The following is a 21,267-nucleotide window of genomic DNA, read 5'->3' as shown; positions in this document are numbered from 1 at the left end:
TGCTCACTTCCCCCTACGGTTCAATATTGCTGAAATACTCTTTCACCACGTCCTGATAATCGCTGGGAATGGAGCTTTTCTCCAGGCTCTCCCGGGCAAACTCGGCGTACTGTCCGTACACTTCCTCGTACGGGAGCGCTCCCCCGGACGATACCTGCGTTGCCCCGGTCTGGCGGGACTGGGAAGCGCCCTCCCCGAGCGGTCCGCCAACCGTGTCAACCGGCCCCTCGCCCCCGATGCGGGCAGACGGGACAGTCACCAGCTCGTGGCTTCCCTGGCCGAGACCTGCACCGGCTCCTTTGCCGGAACCGCTGCCTGAGCCGCTGCCGTTTCCTGAACCATTTCCGTTGCCAGATCCGTTTCCATTGCCATTGCCATTGCCATTGCCGTTTCCGCTTCCATTCCCGTTTCCGGCACCATTGCCGTTGCCTGAGCCATTGCCATTTTGCGAGCCTTGCCCGTTTGCATTTCCCGAGCCGTCGCTTCCAGCTCCTCCGGCTGCCGTTCCGCCCGCTGCCGCTTGCGAGCCTGCCCCCGTACCTGTCTGGGCGTTTCCCGCCGATGCAGAGACCGGGACAGCTCCGCCCGGACTGCCCGCTGCTCCTCCTGCCACCCCTGCACCAGCCTGAGCCGAGCCATTGGCCGTGCTGCCAGCGCCAGCCAGCATCATCTGAGACTGCTGCATCGCGGCCATCGACTGTGCGGCCAGGAGTGCCGCCGTGCGCGCCTCTGCCATCTGCTGCATAGCCTGCGCCAGTCCGGTCTCGAGTGGAGCAAACGCCTGCTGGACATTTCCTTGGGCCAGCTGCTTGGCTGCTTCCTGAAGCTGTTCGGCTGCCTTGGCCGCTTCCTCGTCGCCTGCTGCCTGGCCTTCTTTTGCCAGTTGCTCGGCCGCCTTGCCCAACGCTTCAGCGAGAGCCTTCTGCTCTTCGGCCTTCAACGCTTCAACCGCTTTGGCCGATTCCTTCAGGGCATCAACCATCGCTTGGCGGTCCCCGCTGTTCATCGCGGCTCCGACCTTTTGCAGCCCCGGCTGTCCGCCAATGGTCTCCTGGAGCTTTTGCAGCCCGGCCATCTTCCGTTCCTGGGACTGCTTCCACTTGTCCAACTGCTTTTCCGCCGCCTTCATCGCGTTCAGCCGCTCCGCAGGGCTTTTGGCCTCTGCTACCGCTTTTTTCGCCTGTTCAATCATTTCTTCGAGCTGCTTCTTTTGGGCATCGCTCAAGCCTTCCTGGGCTTTTGCTTCCTCCTGGAGCTTTTTCAGCGATTCCTCGGCGGCTGCCTGGGCCTGCTTTTGCTGCGCCATCTGAGCCAGCCGCTCGTCCTGGGCGTTGGGCCAGAGCAGAAGCAGCAAGCAAACGGCCAACGCTCCTCCGGCCGCATACGCCTGCTTGCGGATGATCGGCCAGACCTCGATGCTCTCCAGAATATGCGGCAAAGACTGCCGCAGCCGGTTGACAGCATCCTCACGCTGCGCCGCGGCAAATGGAGAGCTGTTCTCCCGATACTCCAGCGCCGTAGCAACCCGCTCTGCCAACCCGCGACTGTCGGCCAGCCGGGCACAATCCCGCTCCGTCGGCCGCGCCCTCCAGAGGCGCACCATACCAGCCGCAACCCCTGCCAAGGCAGCGGCGAGCACCAGCCACTTGTAGAAGGGAATGGGAAAAAGACGAGCCAGGAGGAGAAGCACAAAGCTTCCTCCCAGCCCCCATAGAGCCCCCGCCACGAGCCAGCGGGCGCTCTCCCGGTATAAGACGCGCTTTTTGATCGGCGAGAGCAGCGTCAGCAGATTATCCTTGTTTTCAGGACCAAACACGCTCATCACTCCCCAGTAGCGGCTTTCCTGCGCCAGCGCGGCTTCACCGGCTTAATCAGATAGATCGACAGCACCAGACAAATGATCGTGACAACGGCAAAGAACAAGCAGTAAATCGCGTATGGATCAAGCGCCAGCGCTGCGTACTTGCTGCCGGCCATCCGGCGAAGACCGCGAAAGGGCCCTTCTTCAAAAATGCTCATCATGGCAAACAGCGGGTTTAGACTGTGAAAAAAATCGGGCCAGACCGGAAAAGGCCCGGTAATGTTGTTTGCATTGCGCTGGAAACGGATAAACTCCCGGATCACTTCCGCCAGCACGCTGGTCCCTACCCCGTATCCAAACACGAGCGCGTAGCTGAGCACGGTCGCAATACCGGTCCGCTTGATCAGCGTGGACAACAGCACACCTATGCTGCCAAGGCCGAGCATGGTCACTACATAAAAGGCGAATACCTGCAGCAGCTGGGCCGGAGAAACTCCCCCGTACAAAAAGATGATGGCGTACAACGGAATCGTGGCAAACACGAGAAAGCTCATAAAGCTGAGCGAAGCGAGCCACTTGCCGAGCACGAGCTTGGTCGCGCTGACATTGGTCGTCAGCAGGATGCTGAGCGTCTGCCGCTCCCTTTCTCCGGAGATGACGCCCGCTGTCAGTCCCGGGACGACAAAGCAAATCATCGCCAACTGCATGAGCGAAAGCATCATGAACAGCTCCCGGGTCTCGTTGGGATTGTAGTAGCTGCCCGCTCCGGTCATCAAAAAGACGAAGGTCAGCGCCACGGTTCCCAGCACCAGCAAATACAGCGTAATGATCCACGGGGAGCGCTTGGTCCGCATGCGCAATTTCAGTTCGTTCATCAGCACGGGATTGCGAAATCGCCGCAAGACGTTCATGAGCCCACCCCCTTGGTGATTTCCAAAAAGATTTCTTCCAGATTCCCTTCCGCCTCATTGAAAGCGGCTACCGGAAGGCCTGCCAGAGCGAGGCTGCGCAGCAGCTCGACCTGCTGCTGGTCATCGCCGGAAAACCCGACAACGGCCCAGTTTCCTTCTCTCGTCACGTTCGAGACGAGAGGCTGCTGCTTCAGGTGGGTCAGTGCGTCTTCCATCCGGTCGACGAGACGGATGCGCAAAACCCGCTTTTCCTGCATTCTGGCGTAGATTTCTTCCACTTTGCCAAAAGCGATCAGGTTTCCTTCCTCGATCACGCCGATCACATCGCACATCTCCGCAAGCTCGGGCAAAATGTGCGAGCTGATAATAATCGTTTTGCCCATATCGCGCAGCTCCTTCAAAATCTCGCGCAGCTCGATCCGCGCCCGCGGGTCGAGACCGGAGGCCGGCTCGTCGAGAATCAGCACCTCGGGATTGTGCACCAGGCAACGGGCCAATCCGAGCCGCTGTTTCATCCCCCGCGACAGCGAGTCGACGTAGGCATCCCGCTTGTGGCTGAGATTGACCAGCTCCAGCAGCTGAGGGATGATCTGCCGACGTTCCTGGACAGGGATGTCGTAATTGGCGCCGTAAAAGTCGAGATATTCCTCTGCGGTCAAATTGTCGTACACGCCGAAAAAGTCAGGCATGTACCCGATCAGCTTGCGGACCTGGCGAGGATGGCTGGTCACTTCATAGCCGCCCACGTACGCTTTGCCGCTGGTCGGCTCCAATAGCGTAGCGAGAATGGACATCGAGGTCGATTTGCCTGCTCCGTTCGGACCGACAAAGCCGAAAACCGTTCCCTTGTCGATTTCCAGCGACAGTCCTTTCAACGCTTCCATCTTTCCGTATCGTTTTCGAAGTTTATCAATTTTGATCACGGTTTGATCACCTTTCCTTCCACGCTGATCACCGGCGTGCCGAGATGGCGGTGATCTTCAAAGCTGTGCGAGAACTTGATGCGCAGCGTTCCCTCCACAGAGAGGTAGTCAGCCGTCTTGTCCTTGGTCATCACGTTCTTCACAAACGCTTTGTCTAAAGGATCAAACGTTTGTGTTTTCCAGTTGTAGACCTGTTTGTCGAAGGGCGTATTGTCATCCGACCAGGTGTACAAGTTGACTTTTTCGACCTGCAGGCTCTTGTTTTGCGCTTTCGTTTCAAATTCGAGCGTAATGTCGCCTGCTCGCATCATGTAGCCGTCGCCGACATCATCCACCTCTGTGGAGCTGCCTGTTTTCACTGCATCAAACGCGCTGGTCGGGTAATAGACGTAGCCGTCCGGCGAAGGCTTGATAGAAAGCGGTGCCGTGACCAGGGAAATGCTGTACGGCTTGAACGGGCTTCCTTTCATGTCCATTTCCACGACCGGAGCGTCCATCCAGCCGACCAGCATGACCGGCGCATTCTTTTGAAATCTCGGTCGGTCCTCCAGAATATCCACCATCATCTCTTCCCTGCTCGGCTCAGGATTGTAATTGCCCTGGTATGGCGAGGGCAGGAACAAGCGAGCACTGCTCCGGCCCCGGCCCGTCACGGTCTGGGAGGACGGGTCGAATTTCAACTCGACCTGTATCGATTGGCCAGGGGCCAGCTCCGGAAAGCTCTGTGTCTGGTTATCCGCCGCCACTACGACATTTCTCAGCGAGTATGGCGATTTATTCGTCACCGTCCCTTTCAGGGCACCATTCGTAAAGACCAGATCAGACTCGAATGTCCCGACATCGGAGAGGTGCTGGTCCGTACCGACCTTGCGCATCGACCAGAATTCCACGTCCTTGAACTGCACCTGGGCCTGGTCCGGCTGGGTCGACACCCATGCTTTCGGCTCCTCCTGGCCGTATTGGTATGGCAGGATCGGCCACGTTCTGCCGTTTCCTTTCACCACGATCTCATAATCGCTGCTGCTCGGGACGAACATCGCTGTGACCGCCTTGGCGCTCGCTTTTCCATCTCTGAGCATTTCGACAAACCCGACCTGATGCAACAGCGGCGTCGTCCCCCGCTGCAGCGCTCCAAACGTGAAAATCCCGATACCTGTCACTACGGCAAGAGCGGGTACTCCCCCCCACATCAGGCCTTGCTTCCGCTTGCGGCGGAGCAGGAAAAACAGGATCGGCCCTGCCACAAACGCATAGATGCCGAAAAAGAGGGCGAGCCATTTCATGTCGGGCATTTTCAGCGCGGGAATCCGGTCAGCCGCATTGTCCAGCGCCCAAACGGAATCCATCGGGTCGCGATGTGTCTGATTCAAATTGGAGCCGAACCCCTTTTTCAAAGCGTCAGCCCAGAACCGGCTGTTTCCGCTCCAACTGGCCACGGGCTCTTCGGTAAGGTCATAGGCGATATACATGACCTTCCCGTTGCCGACAGCACGGGTGGCGAGAAGCGGCACTCCTGCCTCGGTGTAAAGAGCTGTTCCGCTTTTTAGCGCACCTGTACTTACGGTAAACGGACGGTCCAGGGCAGGGGCATTGGTCTTCTCCACCGTCAATGCTTGCAAGGAGGTCAGGCTTGTAACGCCAGTCACCTCGACAGGTGAAAGCTCCTTCAGCTCGCCCGCCGTTTTTCCGTAATGAGCCCCGCCTGCCAGCATCAGCATGCCGCCTGCGGTCGTCCATTCGCGGATCGCCTGCACCTGCTGGCTGTTCAGGCTGTCGAGGGCAAAGTTATTTAGAAGCAAAATGTCAATCATCTGCAAATCAGTGCTTGCCACGGGCATTTGCTCCGCTTTCAACGGAAGGACCCGAACCTGGTTGTTAAACGCCTCTCTGGGCATGGCTCCAAGGAAATTGGCTGTATCCGGATTGGCAGCCAGTACGCCCACGAACAGCGCGTCCCCGCTGTAGCGTCTTCCTCCGATGGAGGTTTTGGCCACAATATTGTCGCCCTGCATAAAGGCTACGTATGTATTGGGGCCGATTTGGTTGCCTGGTACGGACAAGGTCACCTGTTTTGTCGCCCCCTTGGCGACGGAGACTGGCTGGTAGTACGCCACAGAAAAGGAATCCCCTCCTCTGTCGCTGACATTGACCACCAGGTTTCCTTCCACGTCCGAACCGCTATTGCTAACCGTCACCTGGATCGGAACCATTCCGGTTTCTTTGTAATCGCCGCCAATCCCGGCCGTCACGCCGAGCTGCACCGGCACTTCCGCCTGCACGGCTGGCGTCCATCCGCCCGGCGCCCCTGCCACCAAAAGCAGGCACGTCAAAAAGGCCAAGAGCCATTGCTTGGGCTTCTTTCGATTCATTTCTCCTACCTCCACCGACGACATGTCTGATTAGATAACGTGCTACAGTTATGACGTATGATATGGAAGAAAAGCTACAGGTTGTTTCAGAAATGCAAAAAATTAGCGTTTTTACTGAAAAAGATGTGGACGATCACGCAACTTGTCTAAGGTATATTTGGATCTACAGATAGAATACAGTTAGTGACGAGAAACCAAAAAGGAGACTTCAACATGGGACATTCGCTAGGGAAAATCAGTGCCATCCATCGCTATCCGGTCAAGTCGTTTCGCGGGGAAAGCCTGCAGGAAGCTGCCGTATCCCGGTTCGGCCTGTACGGCGACCGCAGCCGCGCATTTTTGGACGAGAAAAGCCCGGTCAGACACCTGACGGCAAAGCATGTCCCCAAGCTGCTTGAGTATCAGGCTGCCTGCGTCAGTGAAGGGGATGAGACGTCTTTTCCCGATGTTCGGATAACAACACCGGACGGGCGGGTAGTTCCTTGGACAGATGAGGAACTGCATAAGGAAATCGAGCAGCTCAGCGGACGGCCTTTGGTTCCCGTCACCTTTACGCCGCAGGATGAGCTGATGGGCGTCGATCAGGCGCAGCTGCTGATCGTGACAGACGCTTCCGTACGGGCATTGGAGCAGATGTGGGGAAAACCGGTGGACCCCCTTCGTTTCAGGCCTAATATCGTCTTGGAGCAAGCAGATGGAGTGCCATTTGCCGAGGAGGACTGGATCGGGCGGCGGATTCAGATTGGCGAGGTAGTCGTGGAAGTGTACAAAAAGTGCAAGCGCTGCTCGATGGTCAATATTGATCCGGGGGATTACTCGATTGACCCTGGCTTGTTGAAGACGCTTGCGACGAGTCGGGAGGCTTGCTTTGGAGTGTATGCGGCTGTGGTTGAAACCGGGGTTGTTCGGGTTGGGGATGTGGCGGGTTTGTTGGGGTGATGTTTCGGAGAGCGTCTGCTGAGCGTATGGGGCGGAATTACTAAAATTGGCATGTACATGGCGTGGCTTTCTAGCCGCTGTTGGCTGCAGGGCCACGCCTTAGCTTTATGGACAGTGGACTAAAACGCTTTTCAGCATCACAGCTACTTTCAGGAGATTAAGTTTTACCGTTTGGAGGAGACAGCAGATGTAGTGCTAAACGCTTTCAGCATCACAGCTACTTTCAGCGGTGGCTTTCTTCGTTTTTGGCGAAAGGTTCATGAGGTGCTAAACGCTTTTCAGCATCACAGCTACTTTCAGAGCATGATGGTTCGCGTTATCAATCAATCGCTCTATCTCGTGCTAAACGCTTTTCAGCATCACAGCTACTTTCAGTGTTTCTAAAAGATAAAAGAAAGCCTGCTTCCCATGTGCTAAACGCTTTTCAGCATCACAGCTACTTTCAGGTACGTTGAAGAGGAGCCATACGAAGTATCTTTTGGCGTGCTAAACGCTTTTCAGCATCACAGCTACTTTCAGCGGAGACGACTACAAAGAATTTCTCGGGTACATCGAGACGTGCTAAACGCTTTTCAGCATCACAGCTACTTTCAGCCGACGCGACCGTTGCAGGAGCGCTATGGGATCGCCAAGTGCTAAACGCTTTTCAGCATCACAGCTACTTTCAGAATCATCCCGGTAACCACGGTGTTAGGCGGTTACTTGTGCTAAACGCTTTTCAGCATCACAGCTACTTTCAGAGCCTCCACAAAAAACCCTTGATACATATGGGAAAGACGCCCTTCATTTCAAGCACCTCTGACGAAGCGGTTCACTTTTTACAAAAGGCCCTTTCTTTTATAGGAATGCAATACCCATACTTATTGATTTACCAGTATTCCTCCTAATTTTCAAGCACCTACCTAAACAGGATAATCGTCCAAACCCTGTCAGTAACGGCCTCATCATACTTTTTTCAGGTTCTGTTTCAAGAATGACCTTGGTACTTGCTTTTAAGCCCCAAAATTGGATTTGAGTCATACCCCCTTATCTTGTTAAGCTGATATCAGAAGAACAGGGGGATATTTTTATGCAACGGAGACGCTATTCAATCGAGTTCAAACAACAATTGATCCAGGAAGCCCACGAAGTAGGAAACGCTAGCCAAGTAGCCAGACGGCATGGGATAGACCCTAAAATGCTGTATCGATGGATACGTGACTCCAAACACGCAGATTGGCAGAATACGTCTTCCGAAGCTAAAGCTGTAACAAGCTATACACCAAGTCCAGGAGAGTTTCGGGAACTGGAAACGGAGAATGATAAACTGAAGAAATTACTGGGAGAAAAGGACTTGGAAATCGCGATCCTTCGTGATCTTGTAAAAAAGGTGAACCCAGCTTATCGGACAAAATGGAAATAGCCGACAAGTGGATACAGCTGGGGTACACAGCCAAACTAGTGCTACGTATTGTCGGCATCCTGGAAGCAACCTACTATTACCGAAAAAACAAAGCCTCCCAAAAACCTCGCGTTTATCACGGAGGAAGACCTATACCCGGTTATTCGTTGTCAAAAGACGGACAACCTGTCAGTGACGAACAAATCAAAGAATGGCTATCCGAGTTGATTGCCGATGAAGAATCTGCTTATGGATATCGAAAGCTTACCGTCTGCCTACGGCGAGACCACCAACTGGTCATCAACAAGAAAAAGGTTTACCGCTTGCTGAAAGAAGAAGAACTCCTGCAACCACAACGACAAAAGAAAAGGAAACATCCTCGAAAGTTGGCAAACAACCGAGAGATTACCGCTCCGAATCAATTGTGGGAGATAGACGTAAAATACGGATTTATCGTAGGAGAACAGCGTTTCTTTTTCCTGATGAGTCTCATTGATGTCTATGATCGAGCGATCGTGGACTACCATTTCGGACTGACCTGCGAAGGAAAACATGCTGCTCAGATTCTCCAACGTGCTTTGTGGAAACGGCAGCAATTCAATTGTGATGATCGCCCTGTTATCCGTACGGATAACGGTCCACAGTTTATTAGCCATGCCTTTGAAGAAGCCTGTCAGCATTTCCAAACGGTGCATGAGCGAATTCCTCCAAAGACACCCAATAAAAACGCTCACATTGAGTCATTTCACAGTGTTTTGGAGAAAGAATGTTTGCAGCGGAATGAATTTCAGAGCTATCAAGAAGCCTATGAAATCGTGACAAACTATCTGCTCTTTTATAATCAGCGACGGATTCATGGAAGCTTGTACGATTTATCACCTGTAGAATTTGGTAAAGCCTTTGCCTTGCAACTCATTACACCATTTGTTGTGAAAGTGTAGTATGGCAAAGGATTGCAGAACGATCCCTACTTCAACCTAGCTGACAAGCAGGAAGGAAAACGTCTGGGGTCAAGTGATCTCCTTGACGCTAGGCGTTTTCCTTCCTAGACTCCTAGGTGGTTGAAGGAGGGAAGAAGCATATGAAAATGCGAGAATAAGGGAGAAAGACTCAAATTTTAAGGGGTTAAACCGCTTGAATCGAATTACAATGTTCACCACTACGAGGGTGGAGCGTGTCCAATCCCCTAAATTAGAACGCAAACTCCTTTTTGAGGGTTTCTTACTATTGTTCAACCTATTAGAGGAAAATATTAAAAAGTGATTTTAACACCCAAATGACAATCACAAGAATAACATACTCCCAAACTTTATACCGTAAAGTAGTTCTATTTTTAGTAAACATGTATTTGAAGAGGATGAAAAAGAATATTCCAACAGCAATCCCCAATAGATCGCTTACTCTAAAGATACTAATGTCCATACCTCACCAGCTCCCCGATAAGTCACAATTAGAAAGGAAGTTAAAAACACCTCCCCGTTAAAATATCACTTTACGCTCAAAGTTCGGAATCAATGTTCAAGAAAAAGACGCCTTTTCTCAAACGAGAGAGGCGTCACAGCTTCGTTTCACAATGTTTCCTACCAGTCAGGCTCCGCTCCATTGACTATTACTCCTGGGCCTTTCTGATCCGGAAGTAATGAAGGCATTGTGGTTGTGGTGAAAACGAAAGTAAAAGCGAGCATTACTAACAGTTTTTTCATAACTTACGCCTTCCCTTCCTTTATTTAACTATTATGACACAACTTCTCAATAGTTTCCATCTGTTCAAAAGAAATACTCTTCTCATGTAACCGATGGTACTTTAAGAAAAGACCCATACATTCAAATGCCTTGTCACTGGCTCCTAGTTTGCGATAATAACCCATGCTTTCAAGAAGGCTATGAAAGCCCTTCTCCATTTGCCCAATGGAGAGTTGGCAGACTCCTTTTCGTTTGTAGTATCGCGCTGCTTGCTTGATCCGATGCGGATGGACGAGAATGTCCGCAGGCAAAAACTGATCCTTACATACGATCAATTCCCTAATCAAGTCGTCCTCGCCGCTCTCCAAATACGCTTCCAAAAGATCGCTCACAATGGAAATACGCCCATCCGGCTTTGCTTCATGCAGACACTCATGGTAAAGGGTAATAGCCTGATCAAGTTCTCCTTTTTTCGCATGCAGAAGCGCCCGCAAATGCTTCTTTCGAAAATCGGCATATTCGCTCTGTTCATACTTTTTCAAATAATAGTCAGCCAAGATAAGATCCCCCAGGCTCACATAAGAGTTGACAAGCGAAATGAGAGCTGACGCTTTTTGCTTGCTGTCCGTCTCGTCCCCATGAATCCCTCCTTGTAGCCTCCGGACCAGTCAGAAACGGACGTTCCGTATAGTGCCAACTTCCACACTTGGACGTTGTACCCAGATGTACGAATCCCAGTCCGAACAGATTTTGATGCTTGAGCTTACCGAGGGATCGAATCGTGTAAGGAATCATTGCTTAGAAATTACAGGAAATATTATTGGATTAGTCGGATTACATCAAAGGGCCCGAGGAGCGCTAGATCCGGGCGTACAGGAAGGGGGCAGAGGACGTAAAACCGGTTCTCATGGAGAATAGAATAGCGCGGGGAACTTGCTTCAATGAGCTTTGAAGTAAGTGGTCAAGCTCCTACAAGAAATTGGTCTTCGAAGACAAAGATTAGATAAATATCCTGTTTACCTACTGCGAAAGTCATTGCTGTGAGGGGAACGCCATTGTCCTTCTTTATCTAGGATAGGGAACTATACGAAGTGGATAGATTGCATTGTTCCTACTACGGACGGGGGGAAGTGGCATCCAGACATGGCGAGTATTGAGTTTTTGTGCTATTGACTTGGTCACGACAGACTAGGACGAAGCGGTTAGGATTACGGAAACCTACTACTAGAGAACAAGTTGGTAGTGTTTCTTAATGAGTGCAACCAATTGAGAAATCACTAGCAATTTCGGCGTACTAAGCGCTTTATCAGCATCACAGCTACTTTCAGCAGAATTACAGGGGACAATGCGAAAGGCGAGAGCTCGTGCTAAACGCTTTTCAGCATTACAGGAGGTACTTTCAGAATATGCAGGAAAAGACAGAATGAAAGGATATTTTAATTAAGAGAGAAAGGCACCTCAACATGAAGTGCCCTAGTAGCTAATTACTTAACCTTCTCAATTGCTTCTAATAGAGCATCTTCAGCGATAAAAGGAAGTGCATCTACATCAGTGACATTTTCGAATTCTTGAGTAGTAAATTGCTTAGAAGAGAGACTTCTTGATTTATCTGTTTTGAATAGTTGATTGGGTGTATTGGGTATCAAGATCAGCTTCTTTAAATTATCATCATACTGTCCATTTAAGAAAAGTAAGTATTCACCTTGTTCTAATGCTTGATATTCAGGTGAAACTATATTCACCATGTCTTTTCCTTCATTGGTGTCAACACCGACAAGGCGATAAACCTCAACAGTTTCACCTTCAACGATTTCTTGATCAGTGAGGTTGCTATAAACCTTATCGACCTGAACATCATAAACAAAAAATACAATTTCACCAACTGTTTCTTTTCTGTATTCTTTTGGAACGTTACCTTTGATAATAACTTTGGAGTCCTTAACGATTTCTTCAGTTGACTTAAAAGTTTTTGCTAAAGCTGGGCTGTGGTCACTTGGGCCATTCAACTCTTTATATGCTAAAGCTGATCCAACACCAACTATAAGCGCCAAAGCAGTGACAATAGTAATCATTTTTTTCAATGTTGACACACCCTTCCTATTTATCGTCCATATAATTCTCTGATATTACTCTTGTCAAAGCTTGTTGGCCCATCAATATCCCAATCGAATACATCGGCATAATCCATTATGGAGTCAATCTTACTACTACTTACATGCGCTAAACCAAGTGCGTGACCAAATTCATGCACGATTGTATTAATTGTATCGTCTTCATCAAGATCGTCACATAAATAACGGACAATTACAATATCAGCCGACGCATATGGGGAGCGATTCTCTCTTCCTCTGTCATCATAAGGGATTCCATATCCATAAGTGCCGCTCCAACCAAGATAATTATCTGCTTCTCTGGAGAGGTGTCTTACACCAATATATCCAGTTTCATCGTCCGCTGGAGAGAGATCAAAATTCCGACTTATTCCATTCCACTTGTCAACAGCAGTCCAGAGTACATCAGAGTACTTAGATGCTAAATTGATGTCTTCATATAAGATGACTGGGGTTATTGAAGTATCCCATTTCCCACCAAGGAAATTCGCGAATGCACTTGTTGCTAAGAATGAAAGAGAGGCAACAACAGAAAATAAACCTACTGCAACCTTTGTTCTCTTATTTGACATTTCACGTCCCCCTTACATAATTTAACATAATCCAAATATAAATAAAAATGGTTTATTTTGCAAATTCACTCTATAAAGAAACTTGTATGAACTAATAAAAAACTATTTCATTGAAAAAGGAGAGGATTGAAATGGCGAAATACCGAAAGAAACCAGTTGCTATCGAAGCAGAGGTATACCGTGAAGGCTTAGAAGATGACTTTGAATTCTATTCGTTGACAGAACAATATTTTGGATACTACACAAAAGAACAGTTAAAGCATGGGTATCCAAAAGCAAATAGTGTTCCTATGATTGAAACTAGTGAAGGTCGCATTAAGATTTCTGAAGATGACTGCATCATTGACTATAATACAGTGGGAATTTGGGCTTATTCTCAATTAATTTATTTTGCTTAAGTATGTTCAGCAAAAACAATTCCAGTGACACCTTCTTCATTAATACCAGAATTTCTGCAAATTTAATTGGCCCATTCCTTTTCCTTTTCCTTTTCTACGCTTCGCTTTATGTACTCAACCGCAAAATCCATGTTCTCCTTTGTATTTAACTCCGGAAACTCAAACATAATAATCTGAAGTATGGTGCCATATAATACGGAGTACTGAGTTTCATCTTCCTTAATCAAATTAATCATAATTATCGAGCCGATCATTCTATTTGTGCGTACGAGTGAATGGAAATAAGCAAATTCACCAGTAAAATAAATTCCCTCAAGTACCAAATAAGCAATTAGCGCTTTATACAATTTGCTAATTGATTCGGGATCATCAACGTAATCTTGAATCAAATCGAAAATTTCTTGATTGGATCGGCTACACTGAATTGGACCATTCTCTTAAGTTCTAGTAGATTGAAACCAAATCGAAAGGGAACGGAGAGTATGTCATGGGGAAGCGTGAGCGTCGATCATTTACAGATGAATTCAAACAACAGATGGTTCAGCTTTATGAGAATGGCAAGCCACGTGCAGAAATTTTGAGAGAATATGATCTAAGTGCATATGCAATTGACCGTTGGGTCAAACAAGGTAGAACAACAGGTTCTTTCAAAGAAAAGGACAACCGGACAGAGGAGCAGAAGGAACTTCTTGCGTCACGTAAGGAAATTCAACGATTGAAAATGGAGAACGATATTTTAAAGCAAGCGGCGCTGATCTTCGGACGAAAATAACGGTAATTCAGCAAAACGCTCATAAGTATCCCGTATCGGCCATGTGTAAGATCCTCCAGGTCAATCGGAGTACCTACTACTACGAGAGTAAAGAGCAATCATCTGTCGATGATGAGACGGAACAAGCAATTATCCGTATTTTTGAAGAGAATCAGCGCGTTTATGGAGCACGGAAGCTCAAGGCAAAACTTCATGAAGAGGGAATGACGGTCTCAGACGGCGCATTGGGCGTTTGATGAAGTAAAACGGCCTGGTATCGGTCTACACGGTTGCACAGTATAAACCTTATGTAACGTCATGTAATGAATCGCTGATTCAGAATGAACTGAATCGCGAGTTTGTGAAAGAAGCACCACTGGAAGCCGTTGTAAATGACTTGACCTACGTTCGGGTCGCAAACAAATAGCACTATATTTGCCTACTCGTTGACTTGTTTAATCGGGAGATTATCGGTCACAGTTGTGGAAAATTCAAAGATGCAAGCATTTGCAAGCGTAAAAGGAGATTTGCGCCAAATCCAGCTTTTTCACACGGATCGTGGCAGTGAATTTAAAAATCTAACGATTGATGAAATTATCAACACCTTCAAAATCAAACGCTCATTGAGTATGAAAGGCTACCCTTATGACAATGCGGTTGCGGAGGCAACCTTTAAACTGATCAAAGCGGAATTCGTGAGAAATCGAAAGTTTGAATCGCTAGCCCAGTTAAGGCAAGAGCTGAGTACATACGTCAAATGGTTTAATGAAGCAAGGATTCATTCTACATTAGGTTATCTAAGCCCATTAGCGTACAAAGAAGTGGCACTTAAGAAATCTGTCTAGTTTGGTGTCGACAATCCAAAATAACAGTGATTCGGCAAAATGCACATAAGTATCCCATATCGGCCATGTGCAAGATTCTGCAGGTCAATCGGAGTACCTACTACTACGAGAATAATGAGCAACCATCTGTCAATGAAGTGGAACAAGCAATGATCCGTATTTGTGAAGAGAATCAGCGCGTTTATGGAGCAAAAGGAAGATCAAAGCAAAACTTCAAGAAGAGGGAATAACGGTTTCCAGACGACGCATTGGACGTTTGATGAAGAAAAACGGCCTGGTCTCCGTCTACACAGTTGCGAAGTATAAAGTGGCGTCATGTAACGATTGCCGATCCAGAACGAACTTAATCGCAAGTTTACGAAAGAAGCACCAATGGAAGCCGTTGTGAGTGACTTGACCTACGTTCGGATTGGAAACAAATGGCACTATATTTGTTTGCTCGTTACTTGTTTAATCGGTCACGGCTGCAGAAAATTCAAGCCGCACTAGTCTATGAAGTATTTGCAAGTGTAAAAGGAGATCTACGCCAAATCTAGCTTTTTCACACTGATCGTGGAAGTCAGTTTAAAAATCGTACAATTAATGAAGTAATCAACACGTTCAAGATCAAGCGTTCATTGAGTATGAAGGGCTGCCCCTATGACAATACAGTTGCGGAAGCAACCTTTAAGCTGATCAAAGCAGAGTTCGTAAAGAATCGACAGTTTGAGTCGCTGACATAGTTGAAGCTAGAAACTAGGAAAATACGCCAAGTGGTTTAACGAAACAAGAATTCACTCGATATTGGGGACTGTAAAATATTCTGTGTAAACTCTCAAAACCTATTACAATAAGAGAAAGGTTGGTTTGAGAGGATGACACCTATGGCGAGATTTAGTAAGGAACAAGTGAAGGCGTTTGTGAAGGAAAACAACCTCAAGACGATGGACGATGTGCAGTCGGCACTGAAGGAACTGTTTGCAGAAACGCTGCAGTCGATGCTAGAGGCGGAGCTTGACACGGAACTCGGCTATGAAAAGCACGATGTGAAGCGAAAGAAAACAACAAACAGCCGTAACGGGAAGACAAAGAAGACGGTGACAAGCGAATACGGCGAGGTGGAGATCGCGGTGCCACGTGACCGTAATGGCGAATTTGAGCCCGTTATCGTGAAAAAGCATCAGTCTACCGTTACCGGCATTGAGGACCAAATTATCGCCATGTATGCCAAAGGTGTCAGCACACGGGATATTCAGGACCATCTGAACCATCTGTATGGAATTGACGTTTCTCCTACCATGATCTCCAATGTGACGAATAAGATCGTGCCACTCATCAAAGAATGGCAGAACCGACCGCTACAAAGCATCTATGCGGTTGTATTTATGGACGCCATTCACTACAAAGTCAAGCAAGACGGTGCTATTGTGAACAAAGCGGCTTATATGGTCATTGGCATTGATTTGGACGGCAACAAGGACGTATTAGGCATGTGGATTGGAGAGAATGAATCCTCAAAGTTCTGGCTGAGCGTACTGAACGACTTACGGAACCGTGGGGTTCAGGACATTCTCATCACCTGCGTGGATAACCTAACGGGCTTCTCTCAGGCCATCTCTGCCTGCTATCCGAATACGGAGATCCAAAAGTGCATCATTCATCAAATCCGCAACTCGACCCGTTATGTTTCTTACAAGGATCTTAAGAAAGTGACGGCGGATTTAAAGCCAATCTACAAAGCGGCAACAGAAGAGGCTGCCTTACTGGAATTGGATCGTTTTGAGGAAACATGGGGTAACAAATATCCCCTCATCGTTCGCTCTTGGCGTACCAACTGGGACGAGCTAGCTACTTTTTTCAAGTATCCACCAGAGATTCGTAAATTGATCTATACGACCAATATGATTGAGAGTTACCATCGGCAACTCCGAAAGGTGACGAAGGGCAAGAGCATTTTCCCCACCGATGAAGCCCTGCTCAAAATGCTCTATTTGGCTACCATGGACGTCACCAGGAAGTGGACTGGACGAGTGCAGAACTGGGGGCAAATGCTCCTCCAGCTCTCCGTTTTCTTCCCGGATCGGATCGGCCAATACTTACGCTAGTTTTTTATTCCAAAAGGGTTTACACAAAATACTGGACAGACCCCGATATTGGGTTATCTCAGCCCATCAGCCTACAAAGAGCAGGCACTTAAGAAAACTTCCTAGTTTGGTGTTGACATCCGAAGTAACAAGTCCTTCCCCTTTTTCATGCCGGAGTTCCACAAGTTCCCTTAATAAGTGTGACCAGAGAGATTAATTGGGGCAGGTACTAAACGCTTTTCAGCATCACAGCTACTTTCAGGAATAAGGCAACGAAGCCTTCAACGGCATATGACCCAGTGCTAAACGCTTTTCAGCATCACAGCTACTTTCAGCATTGGGTCTCGACACGGTGCTTGCTGACTTGGAAAGGTGCTAAACGCTTTTCAGCATCACAGCTACTTTCAGCCACCGACGATCTCCGCCAAGTGGCCGCGCAGCTCGTGCTAAACGCTTTTCAGCATCACAGCTACTTTCAGAGACGGACGGCAACGGGGCGAAAATATTCTTCAACTGGTGCTAAACGCTTTTCAGCATCACAGCTACTTTCAGGGATGGCCTGCCGAATCGCTGCCTCCCCGTCGATGTGCTAAACGCTTTTCAGCATCACAGCTACTTTCAGCCGACGGCTCGCCATCACGCTGTGGTCGGTGGCGGGCAGGTGCTAAACGCTTTTCAGCATCACAGCTACTTTCAGAGCCTCCGCAAATAACCCTTGATACACATGGGAAAGACGCCCTTCATTTCAAGCACCTCTGGCAAAGCAGTTCACTTTTTACAAAAGGCCCCTTTCTTCCACAGGAATACAATCCCCATACCTATTGATTTACCAGTATTCCCCCCGATTTTCAAGCACCTGCTTAAACAGGATATTGGCCCAAACCCTGTCATGAACGGCCTTCATCAAGCTTTTTTCGGGTTCAGTCTTAAAAATGTCCCTGGTGCTTGAAACGACTTACAACGTTTTGAACCGCTCCCGATCCGGACTCCATTCGGCGCTCATGTTCCACTGTATGATTTTATTCTGGTCAGGAGCATAAATCGGGGCAATCAACAAGCTGTCTTCCTTTGACAGGATTTTGGCCAACTCCCAGCGAAGCTGAGCCATGGCACGTTCAGATAAATAGCATTGAAAAACCGAGTACTGGATTCTCTCTCCGTAACCCTTCATGAGTCGAAAACACTTCTTCCACCGCTTGGGCTCACGAATATCGTAACAGACAAGGTAATATTTCATTTTTCCGCTCATTCTCGTTACCTCAACCTGCTTTGCGCAAACAAACCGGGCCTGCCTGACCATTCTTTTTCCAACAGCCGAACTTCCAGCTCGATGGCGCGATCATACGAAAGCGAATAGCCAATCACCGGGTGTTTCCAGGTGTCCTGCTTTCGTCTTTCGTAAGCGGCGATCGCCTTTTTCTTGCCTGCTTCGCTCAGCCATACCTGATCTCCGGCTTTTGTGAAGTCCTCTTCCACATCCCATTGCTTACGGTGTATAGTTCCCATCGCGGTTATGTCACACAAGGAAACGCGGAAAATTTCCATTAGGTCCAGTGCAAGTGGATACGCCTGTGATCTCGGCTGATGATAAAAACCGATCGTCGGGTCAAGCCCCACTACGGTGATGGCCTCCACACAATCCTTGTACAGCATGCCATAGTAAAAAGAGAGGAGGGCATTCGCCGGGTCTTTCGGAGGGCGGCGATTGCGATGGGAAAAAGCCATTCCAGCTTCCAGCTCATCTGCTGTAAATTCCGCAAAACAAGCGAAATACGCTTTGGCCGCACTGCCTTCCCATCCGAGGAGTTCCTCTGTCGTTTTCACTTTTTGGCTGTGAGATACTGCATGCCGTATGGCTTCAACAGCAGTCACTACCGTATTGGAACGCGGTTTTCCACGGGTACACCGCAAAACATAACGAAGCTGGGACTCCATTTTCGCTAAAACCAATTTTTTTGCCAAAGCCAGCTTTACTGCATCATCCGTTAATGCCTTATATTGTCTAAGCCGTCTTTGGACACCTCCAGCCGCCTTTGTTACGCTCCCGATATAATTCCCTCCGCCAGTTAACCAATGGACAGCGATTCCTTTCTCCGCACATAACATCAGAGCCTGGGTGGATAATTGAACGCTTTGTCCATGGATCGACAACGAGTTTATCTGCTCGCTCGGAAATACCTCTTTCTCCCCGTCCCTTTGCTCCACTACGAGAGACAAACCGGAGCGACGAATATATGCCCCGTGACTTGCCACATGAAGATCCAACTTTTCTCGGTCTTCCGGGAACAGACGGATGACTTCCCGTTTCGGTGAATCCAGTAGGCGTTCTTCTTCCGGGAGGCAGACCGGCGCCAGAGAACATCTGGCACACAGACGTTCATTTGTTGTAATATGAGGCCTCTCCGTTGAGGCTCTCAATGCTTCTGCCCGGCTGATCGCTTGTCTGACTCTGCTGCGCATCTGCTCATCCACAGGGACACTCACTGTCCGATGATCTGAAGCGTAGTAGACCTTGCCTTCCGGAATGCGTTGACCGAAGTGTTCTTCCAGAAGCATCGCATAGGCCGCAACTTGAATTTCATCGGACGGCCAAGCCTCATAAATACCCCTGGAACTTGACTTTTTGGCGTGTCCTTTTTTGTATTCGTACGGGATCCAATTGCCATCTACAGACCTGATGCAATCCACTTTCCCTCGTATGCCTAAAGTGGGACTCTCCAGTGTAAAATTGGTCAATTCTATGTACTCAGGCATTTCCTCATGAAGTCTTCTGCCGTCGTATACTGCCTGATCCGCGAATCGGATTTCCTCTACCTCTTCCAGAAAAAACAGTCGCTCACAATACTCCAGCGCATGCAAGGCCATGATGCGGGTGAGCGGTTGATCCGCTGCTGCCGACATCCTCAACACCCTCCTGATTCGAAATTTTACTCCAATTTCCAGTATGGGCACTGATGGAATTATTCAAACCGCTCACCCTCGTACTTACGCTCCGATCGTAAAAAAGTATTGCTCCGGGACCGTTTCTTCTATCGGGACAAACTCTGCTTGCGCCCAGCTCGTGTTTGACAAATTGACGTGATCGGCCCAGACCGCCACGCTCCAGTCTCCCTCCTCTGACGGGAGCAGTCCCCAAATAGTTGTATCCGTTTTCTGTTGAGCTGCGAGCGGGTGCTGTACGATATGAATCTGGTCGATCAGATTATGAGATTCGCCGCAGGAAAGCCCTCCGAAACGCTGGATGGCTTCCGGATTTTGCAGCGCATTTGACAGCTCCTGCGCCAATGAACGCTGCTCTCCCTGCCCGCTGCTTTGAATCCCGGCATAAAAGACCAGTCCGGTCAAAACTTCTTGAAAATCCGGCTTGCTGTTCTTATCGCTGGCCATTTTGCGATCTTTAAACCGTCTCATTTTGCGCAGGACAACCGAAGAAGCTGGCAGACCCTCGACCAAAATGGCCAGACCCGTTCCCTTAAATGCGTTGGGATCCGTTTCGCCGATAAACGAGAGGAGCATGCCATAGACAGTGGTAGGTGGAGGAAACGGATAGCTCTCCAGAAACTCCCTCGCCTGCGGAACCGTAAAAGAAGCAATCGGAACCGATACCTTGAGCCATAACGTATCTGCTTGACTCATGTCCAATCCATCGCCTTTACGACGTTTGCGGCTTCCAGTACTCCTTTGTGCACCTTCACTCCGAACTGCTGCAATTGCTCTCTTTCGCCTGCAGCCATTTCTCCTCCGATCACCAGTTCATCCGCAGCAATATCGCCTGATTCCACTCTTTTGATCAAGGTTTGGACAGAGTACAAGTCTCCCTCGGGCTCTGCGACAAACAGGATACGCGGCGCAGGGTCATGTGTAATCCGGAAAACGGCAAGCTGCGGACTGAAGTCGAACAAGAACCGGGACTGATTTCCCCCTACGTAATGCAAGGAGGCCAGCGCTTCGACAACCAGCGCGATCCGCTCTTTTCTTTTTAGTTGTCGGGGTGTCAGGGAAATGCTGTACTGGTAGCTGGTTGCGTGCATTTCTGTACCATATAATGAGGTATTCGTCTTTACGCCCCCTTTTGAATTAAAGCTGGTTTCTCCCAGGAAGGGCAGCAGGGAAACAGCGCGCGATACTTCCAGTGCCCCCCGGCGCACTTTAGCAGCCCCTTTTTTCTTCCCTTTGGAATCCTCACTGCTGTCTGATTTCGGAGCCTTGGCATCCATATAGCCCAGCACATCGTCATCAATGTACAACTCGCCTTCATCGGCAAAAGATTCATCTTTCCATTGATAGGTTTGTCCATCATAGACCCGGTTGACGAGGTATGCTTCATCGCCTGTCCGTTCGTATTGCTGCTGCCAGTAGTATCGGAGCGCAAAACGAATCGCCTCTGCTGACACCGTTGTGTACAAATCGTTTTTCCACATAATCTTTTGCAGGGTTGTGATGTTGCCCTCCGTCTCTCCCCGATTGTTTGCCGCGATTCCGATATGAGTGACAAATGTCGCATGCAGATGTTTAGTCAT

The 21,267-nt window shown here is 48.9% G+C and carries 18 protein-coding genes, 1 pseudogene and 2 CRISPR repeat arrays; of the genes and pseudogenes, 7 read left to right on the top strand and 12 right to left on the bottom strand.

Annotated elements, in window-relative coordinates; translation table 11 throughout:
• Positions 1–13: 13 nt before the first annotated feature.
• From V5G20_RS05465 to V5G20_RS05450, 4 genes are read right to left on the bottom strand one after another with little or no spacing between them, the layout of a single operon-like run.
• Positions 14–1,822, bottom strand: coding sequence for a hypothetical protein (locus V5G20_RS05465; protein ID WP_338463246.1), 1,809 nt, complete (start codon positions 1,820–1,822; stop codon positions 14–16).
• Entirely contained in the window at positions 1,822–2,712 is an 891-nt protein-coding gene (locus V5G20_RS05460; RefSeq protein WP_251237932.1) for an ABC transporter permease, read from the bottom strand. Before V5G20_RS05460 ends, V5G20_RS05465 begins: the two co-directional genes overlap by 1 nt.
• The gene (locus V5G20_RS05455; protein WP_003391796.1) at positions 2,709–3,635 is read right to left on the bottom strand and encodes an ABC transporter ATP-binding protein; all 927 of its coding nucleotides are present in this window, start codon (positions 3,633–3,635) and stop codon (positions 2,709–2,711) included. The genes V5G20_RS05460 and V5G20_RS05455 overlap by 4 nt, the downstream gene beginning before the upstream one ends.
• Positions 3,632–6,004, bottom strand: coding sequence for a DUF7408 domain-containing protein (locus V5G20_RS05450; protein WP_122958212.1), 2,373 nt, complete (start codon positions 6,002–6,004; stop codon positions 3,632–3,634). The genes V5G20_RS05455 and V5G20_RS05450 overlap by 4 nt, the downstream gene beginning before the upstream one ends.
• Before the next feature lie 213 nt (positions 6,005–6,217).
• Here V5G20_RS05450 and V5G20_RS05445 point away from each other — a divergent pair, with 213 nt between their 5' ends.
• The 3 genes from V5G20_RS05445 to V5G20_RS05435 all read left to right on the top strand — a co-directional run bounded on the left by V5G20_RS05445 (position 6,218) and on the right by V5G20_RS05435 (position 9,265).
• Positions 6,218–6,943, top strand: coding sequence for an MOSC domain-containing protein (locus tag V5G20_RS05445; RefSeq protein WP_003391799.1), 726 nt, complete (start codon positions 6,218–6,220; stop codon positions 6,941–6,943).
• Between the two features lie 264 nt (positions 6,944–7,207).
• A CRISPR array of direct repeats spans positions 7,208–7,683; the repeat unit is 36 nt; unit sequence GTGCTAAACGCTTTTCAGCATCACAGCTACTTTCAG.
• A 329-nt stretch (positions 7,684–8,012) separates the two neighbouring features.
• Complete coding sequence (locus tag V5G20_RS05440) at positions 8,013–8,345, top strand: transposase (protein WP_025848869.1); 333 nt, start codon at positions 8,013–8,015, stop codon at positions 8,343–8,345.
• On the top strand, positions 8,336–9,265 hold the full coding sequence (locus V5G20_RS05435; protein WP_283858068.1) for an IS3 family transposase: 930 nt from the start codon (positions 8,336–8,338) through the stop codon (positions 9,263–9,265). The genes V5G20_RS05440 and V5G20_RS05435 overlap by 10 nt, the downstream gene beginning before the upstream one ends.
• 786 nt (positions 9,266–10,051) lie before the next feature.
• On the opposite strand, the gene V5G20_RS05430 is transcribed toward V5G20_RS05435, so the two are convergent.
• The 3 genes from V5G20_RS05430 to V5G20_RS05420 all read right to left on the bottom strand — a co-directional run bounded on the left by V5G20_RS05430 (position 10,052) and on the right by V5G20_RS05420 (position 12,690).
• A complete protein-coding gene (locus V5G20_RS05430) occupies positions 10,052–10,564 on the bottom strand; it encodes a hypothetical protein (protein WP_051925291.1) in 513 nt (170 codons plus the stop codon).
• Between the two features lie 927 nt (positions 10,565–11,491).
• Positions 11,492–12,079 (bottom strand): hypothetical protein, encoded by a 588-nt coding sequence (locus V5G20_RS05425; RefSeq protein ID WP_238986179.1) that lies wholly within the window; start codon positions 12,077–12,079, stop codon positions 11,492–11,494.
• Positions 12,080–12,108: 29 nt separating this feature from the next.
• Positions 12,109–12,690, bottom strand: a complete 582-nt coding sequence (locus V5G20_RS05420) for a hypothetical protein (RefSeq protein WP_003389981.1) — start codon at positions 12,688–12,690, stop codon at positions 12,109–12,111.
• Positions 12,691–12,821: 131 nt separating this feature from the next.
• Here V5G20_RS05420 and V5G20_RS05415 point away from each other — a divergent pair, with 131 nt between their 5' ends.
• Complete coding sequence (locus V5G20_RS05415; RefSeq protein ID WP_024985557.1) at positions 12,822–13,088, top strand: hypothetical protein; 267 nt, start codon at positions 12,822–12,824, stop codon at positions 13,086–13,088.
• Between the two features lie 62 nt (positions 13,089–13,150).
• On the opposite strand, the gene V5G20_RS05410 is transcribed toward V5G20_RS05415, so the two are convergent.
• Positions 13,151–13,477: a ribonucleotide-diphosphate reductase subunit beta gene (locus V5G20_RS05410; RefSeq protein WP_024985556.1), complete on the bottom strand. Its 327-nt coding sequence runs from the start codon at positions 13,475–13,477 to the stop codon at positions 13,151–13,153.
• A 98-nt stretch (positions 13,478–13,575) separates the two neighbouring features.
• Here V5G20_RS05410 and V5G20_RS05405 point away from each other — a divergent pair.
• The 3 genes and pseudogenes from V5G20_RS05405 to V5G20_RS05400 all read left to right on the top strand — a co-directional run bounded on the left by V5G20_RS05405 (position 13,576) and on the right by V5G20_RS05400 (position 16,768).
• Positions 13,576–14,684: pseudogene (locus V5G20_RS05405) on the top strand (IS3 family transposase).
• Positions 14,685–14,883: 199 nt separating this feature from the next.
• Positions 14,884–15,072, top strand: a complete 189-nt coding sequence (locus V5G20_RS27100) for an IS3 family transposase (protein ID WP_081607799.1) — start codon at positions 14,884–14,886, stop codon at positions 15,070–15,072.
• Positions 15,073–15,547: 475 nt separating this feature from the next.
• Positions 15,548–16,768, top strand: coding sequence for an IS256 family transposase (locus V5G20_RS05400; RefSeq protein ID WP_025845625.1), 1,221 nt, complete (start codon positions 15,548–15,550; stop codon positions 16,766–16,768).
• Between the two features lie 205 nt (positions 16,769–16,973).
• A CRISPR array of direct repeats spans positions 16,974–17,444; the repeat unit is 36 nt; unit sequence GTGCTAAACGCTTTTCAGCATCACAGCTACTTTCAG.
• Positions 17,445–17,702: 258 nt separating this feature from the next.
• Here the strand turns inward: V5G20_RS05400 and cas2 are convergent.
• From cas2 to cas7i, 4 genes are all read right to left on the bottom strand, one after another.
• Positions 17,703–17,984 (bottom strand): CRISPR-associated endonuclease Cas2, encoded by a 282-nt coding sequence (cas2, locus tag V5G20_RS05395; protein ID WP_197029816.1) that lies wholly within the window; start codon positions 17,982–17,984, stop codon positions 17,703–17,705.
• 17 nt (positions 17,985–18,001) lie between these two features.
• The gene (locus tag V5G20_RS05390; protein WP_003389987.1) at positions 18,002–19,648 is read right to left on the bottom strand and encodes a type I-MYXAN CRISPR-associated endonuclease Cas4/Cas1; all 1,647 of its coding nucleotides are present in this window, start codon (positions 19,646–19,648) and stop codon (positions 18,002–18,004) included.
• Between the two features lie 84 nt (positions 19,649–19,732).
• Positions 19,733–20,383, bottom strand: a complete 651-nt coding sequence (gene cas5, locus V5G20_RS05385) for a CRISPR-associated protein Cas5 (RefSeq protein WP_003389989.1) — start codon at positions 20,381–20,383, stop codon at positions 19,733–19,735.
• The gene (gene cas7i, locus V5G20_RS05380; protein ID WP_031931659.1) at positions 20,380–21,267 is read right to left on the bottom strand and encodes a type I-B CRISPR-associated protein Cas7/Cst2/DevR; all 888 of its coding nucleotides are present in this window, start codon (positions 21,265–21,267) and stop codon (positions 20,380–20,382) included. The genes cas5 and cas7i overlap by 4 nt, the downstream gene beginning before the upstream one ends.

It is taken from the genome of Brevibacillus borstelensis (assembly GCF_036700025.1).
In the GTDB taxonomy this organism is placed as follows: domain Bacteria; phylum Bacillota; class Bacilli; order Brevibacillales; family Brevibacillaceae; genus Brevibacillus; species Brevibacillus borstelensis.
This window is presented reverse-complemented; position numbering and strand designations above follow the sequence as displayed.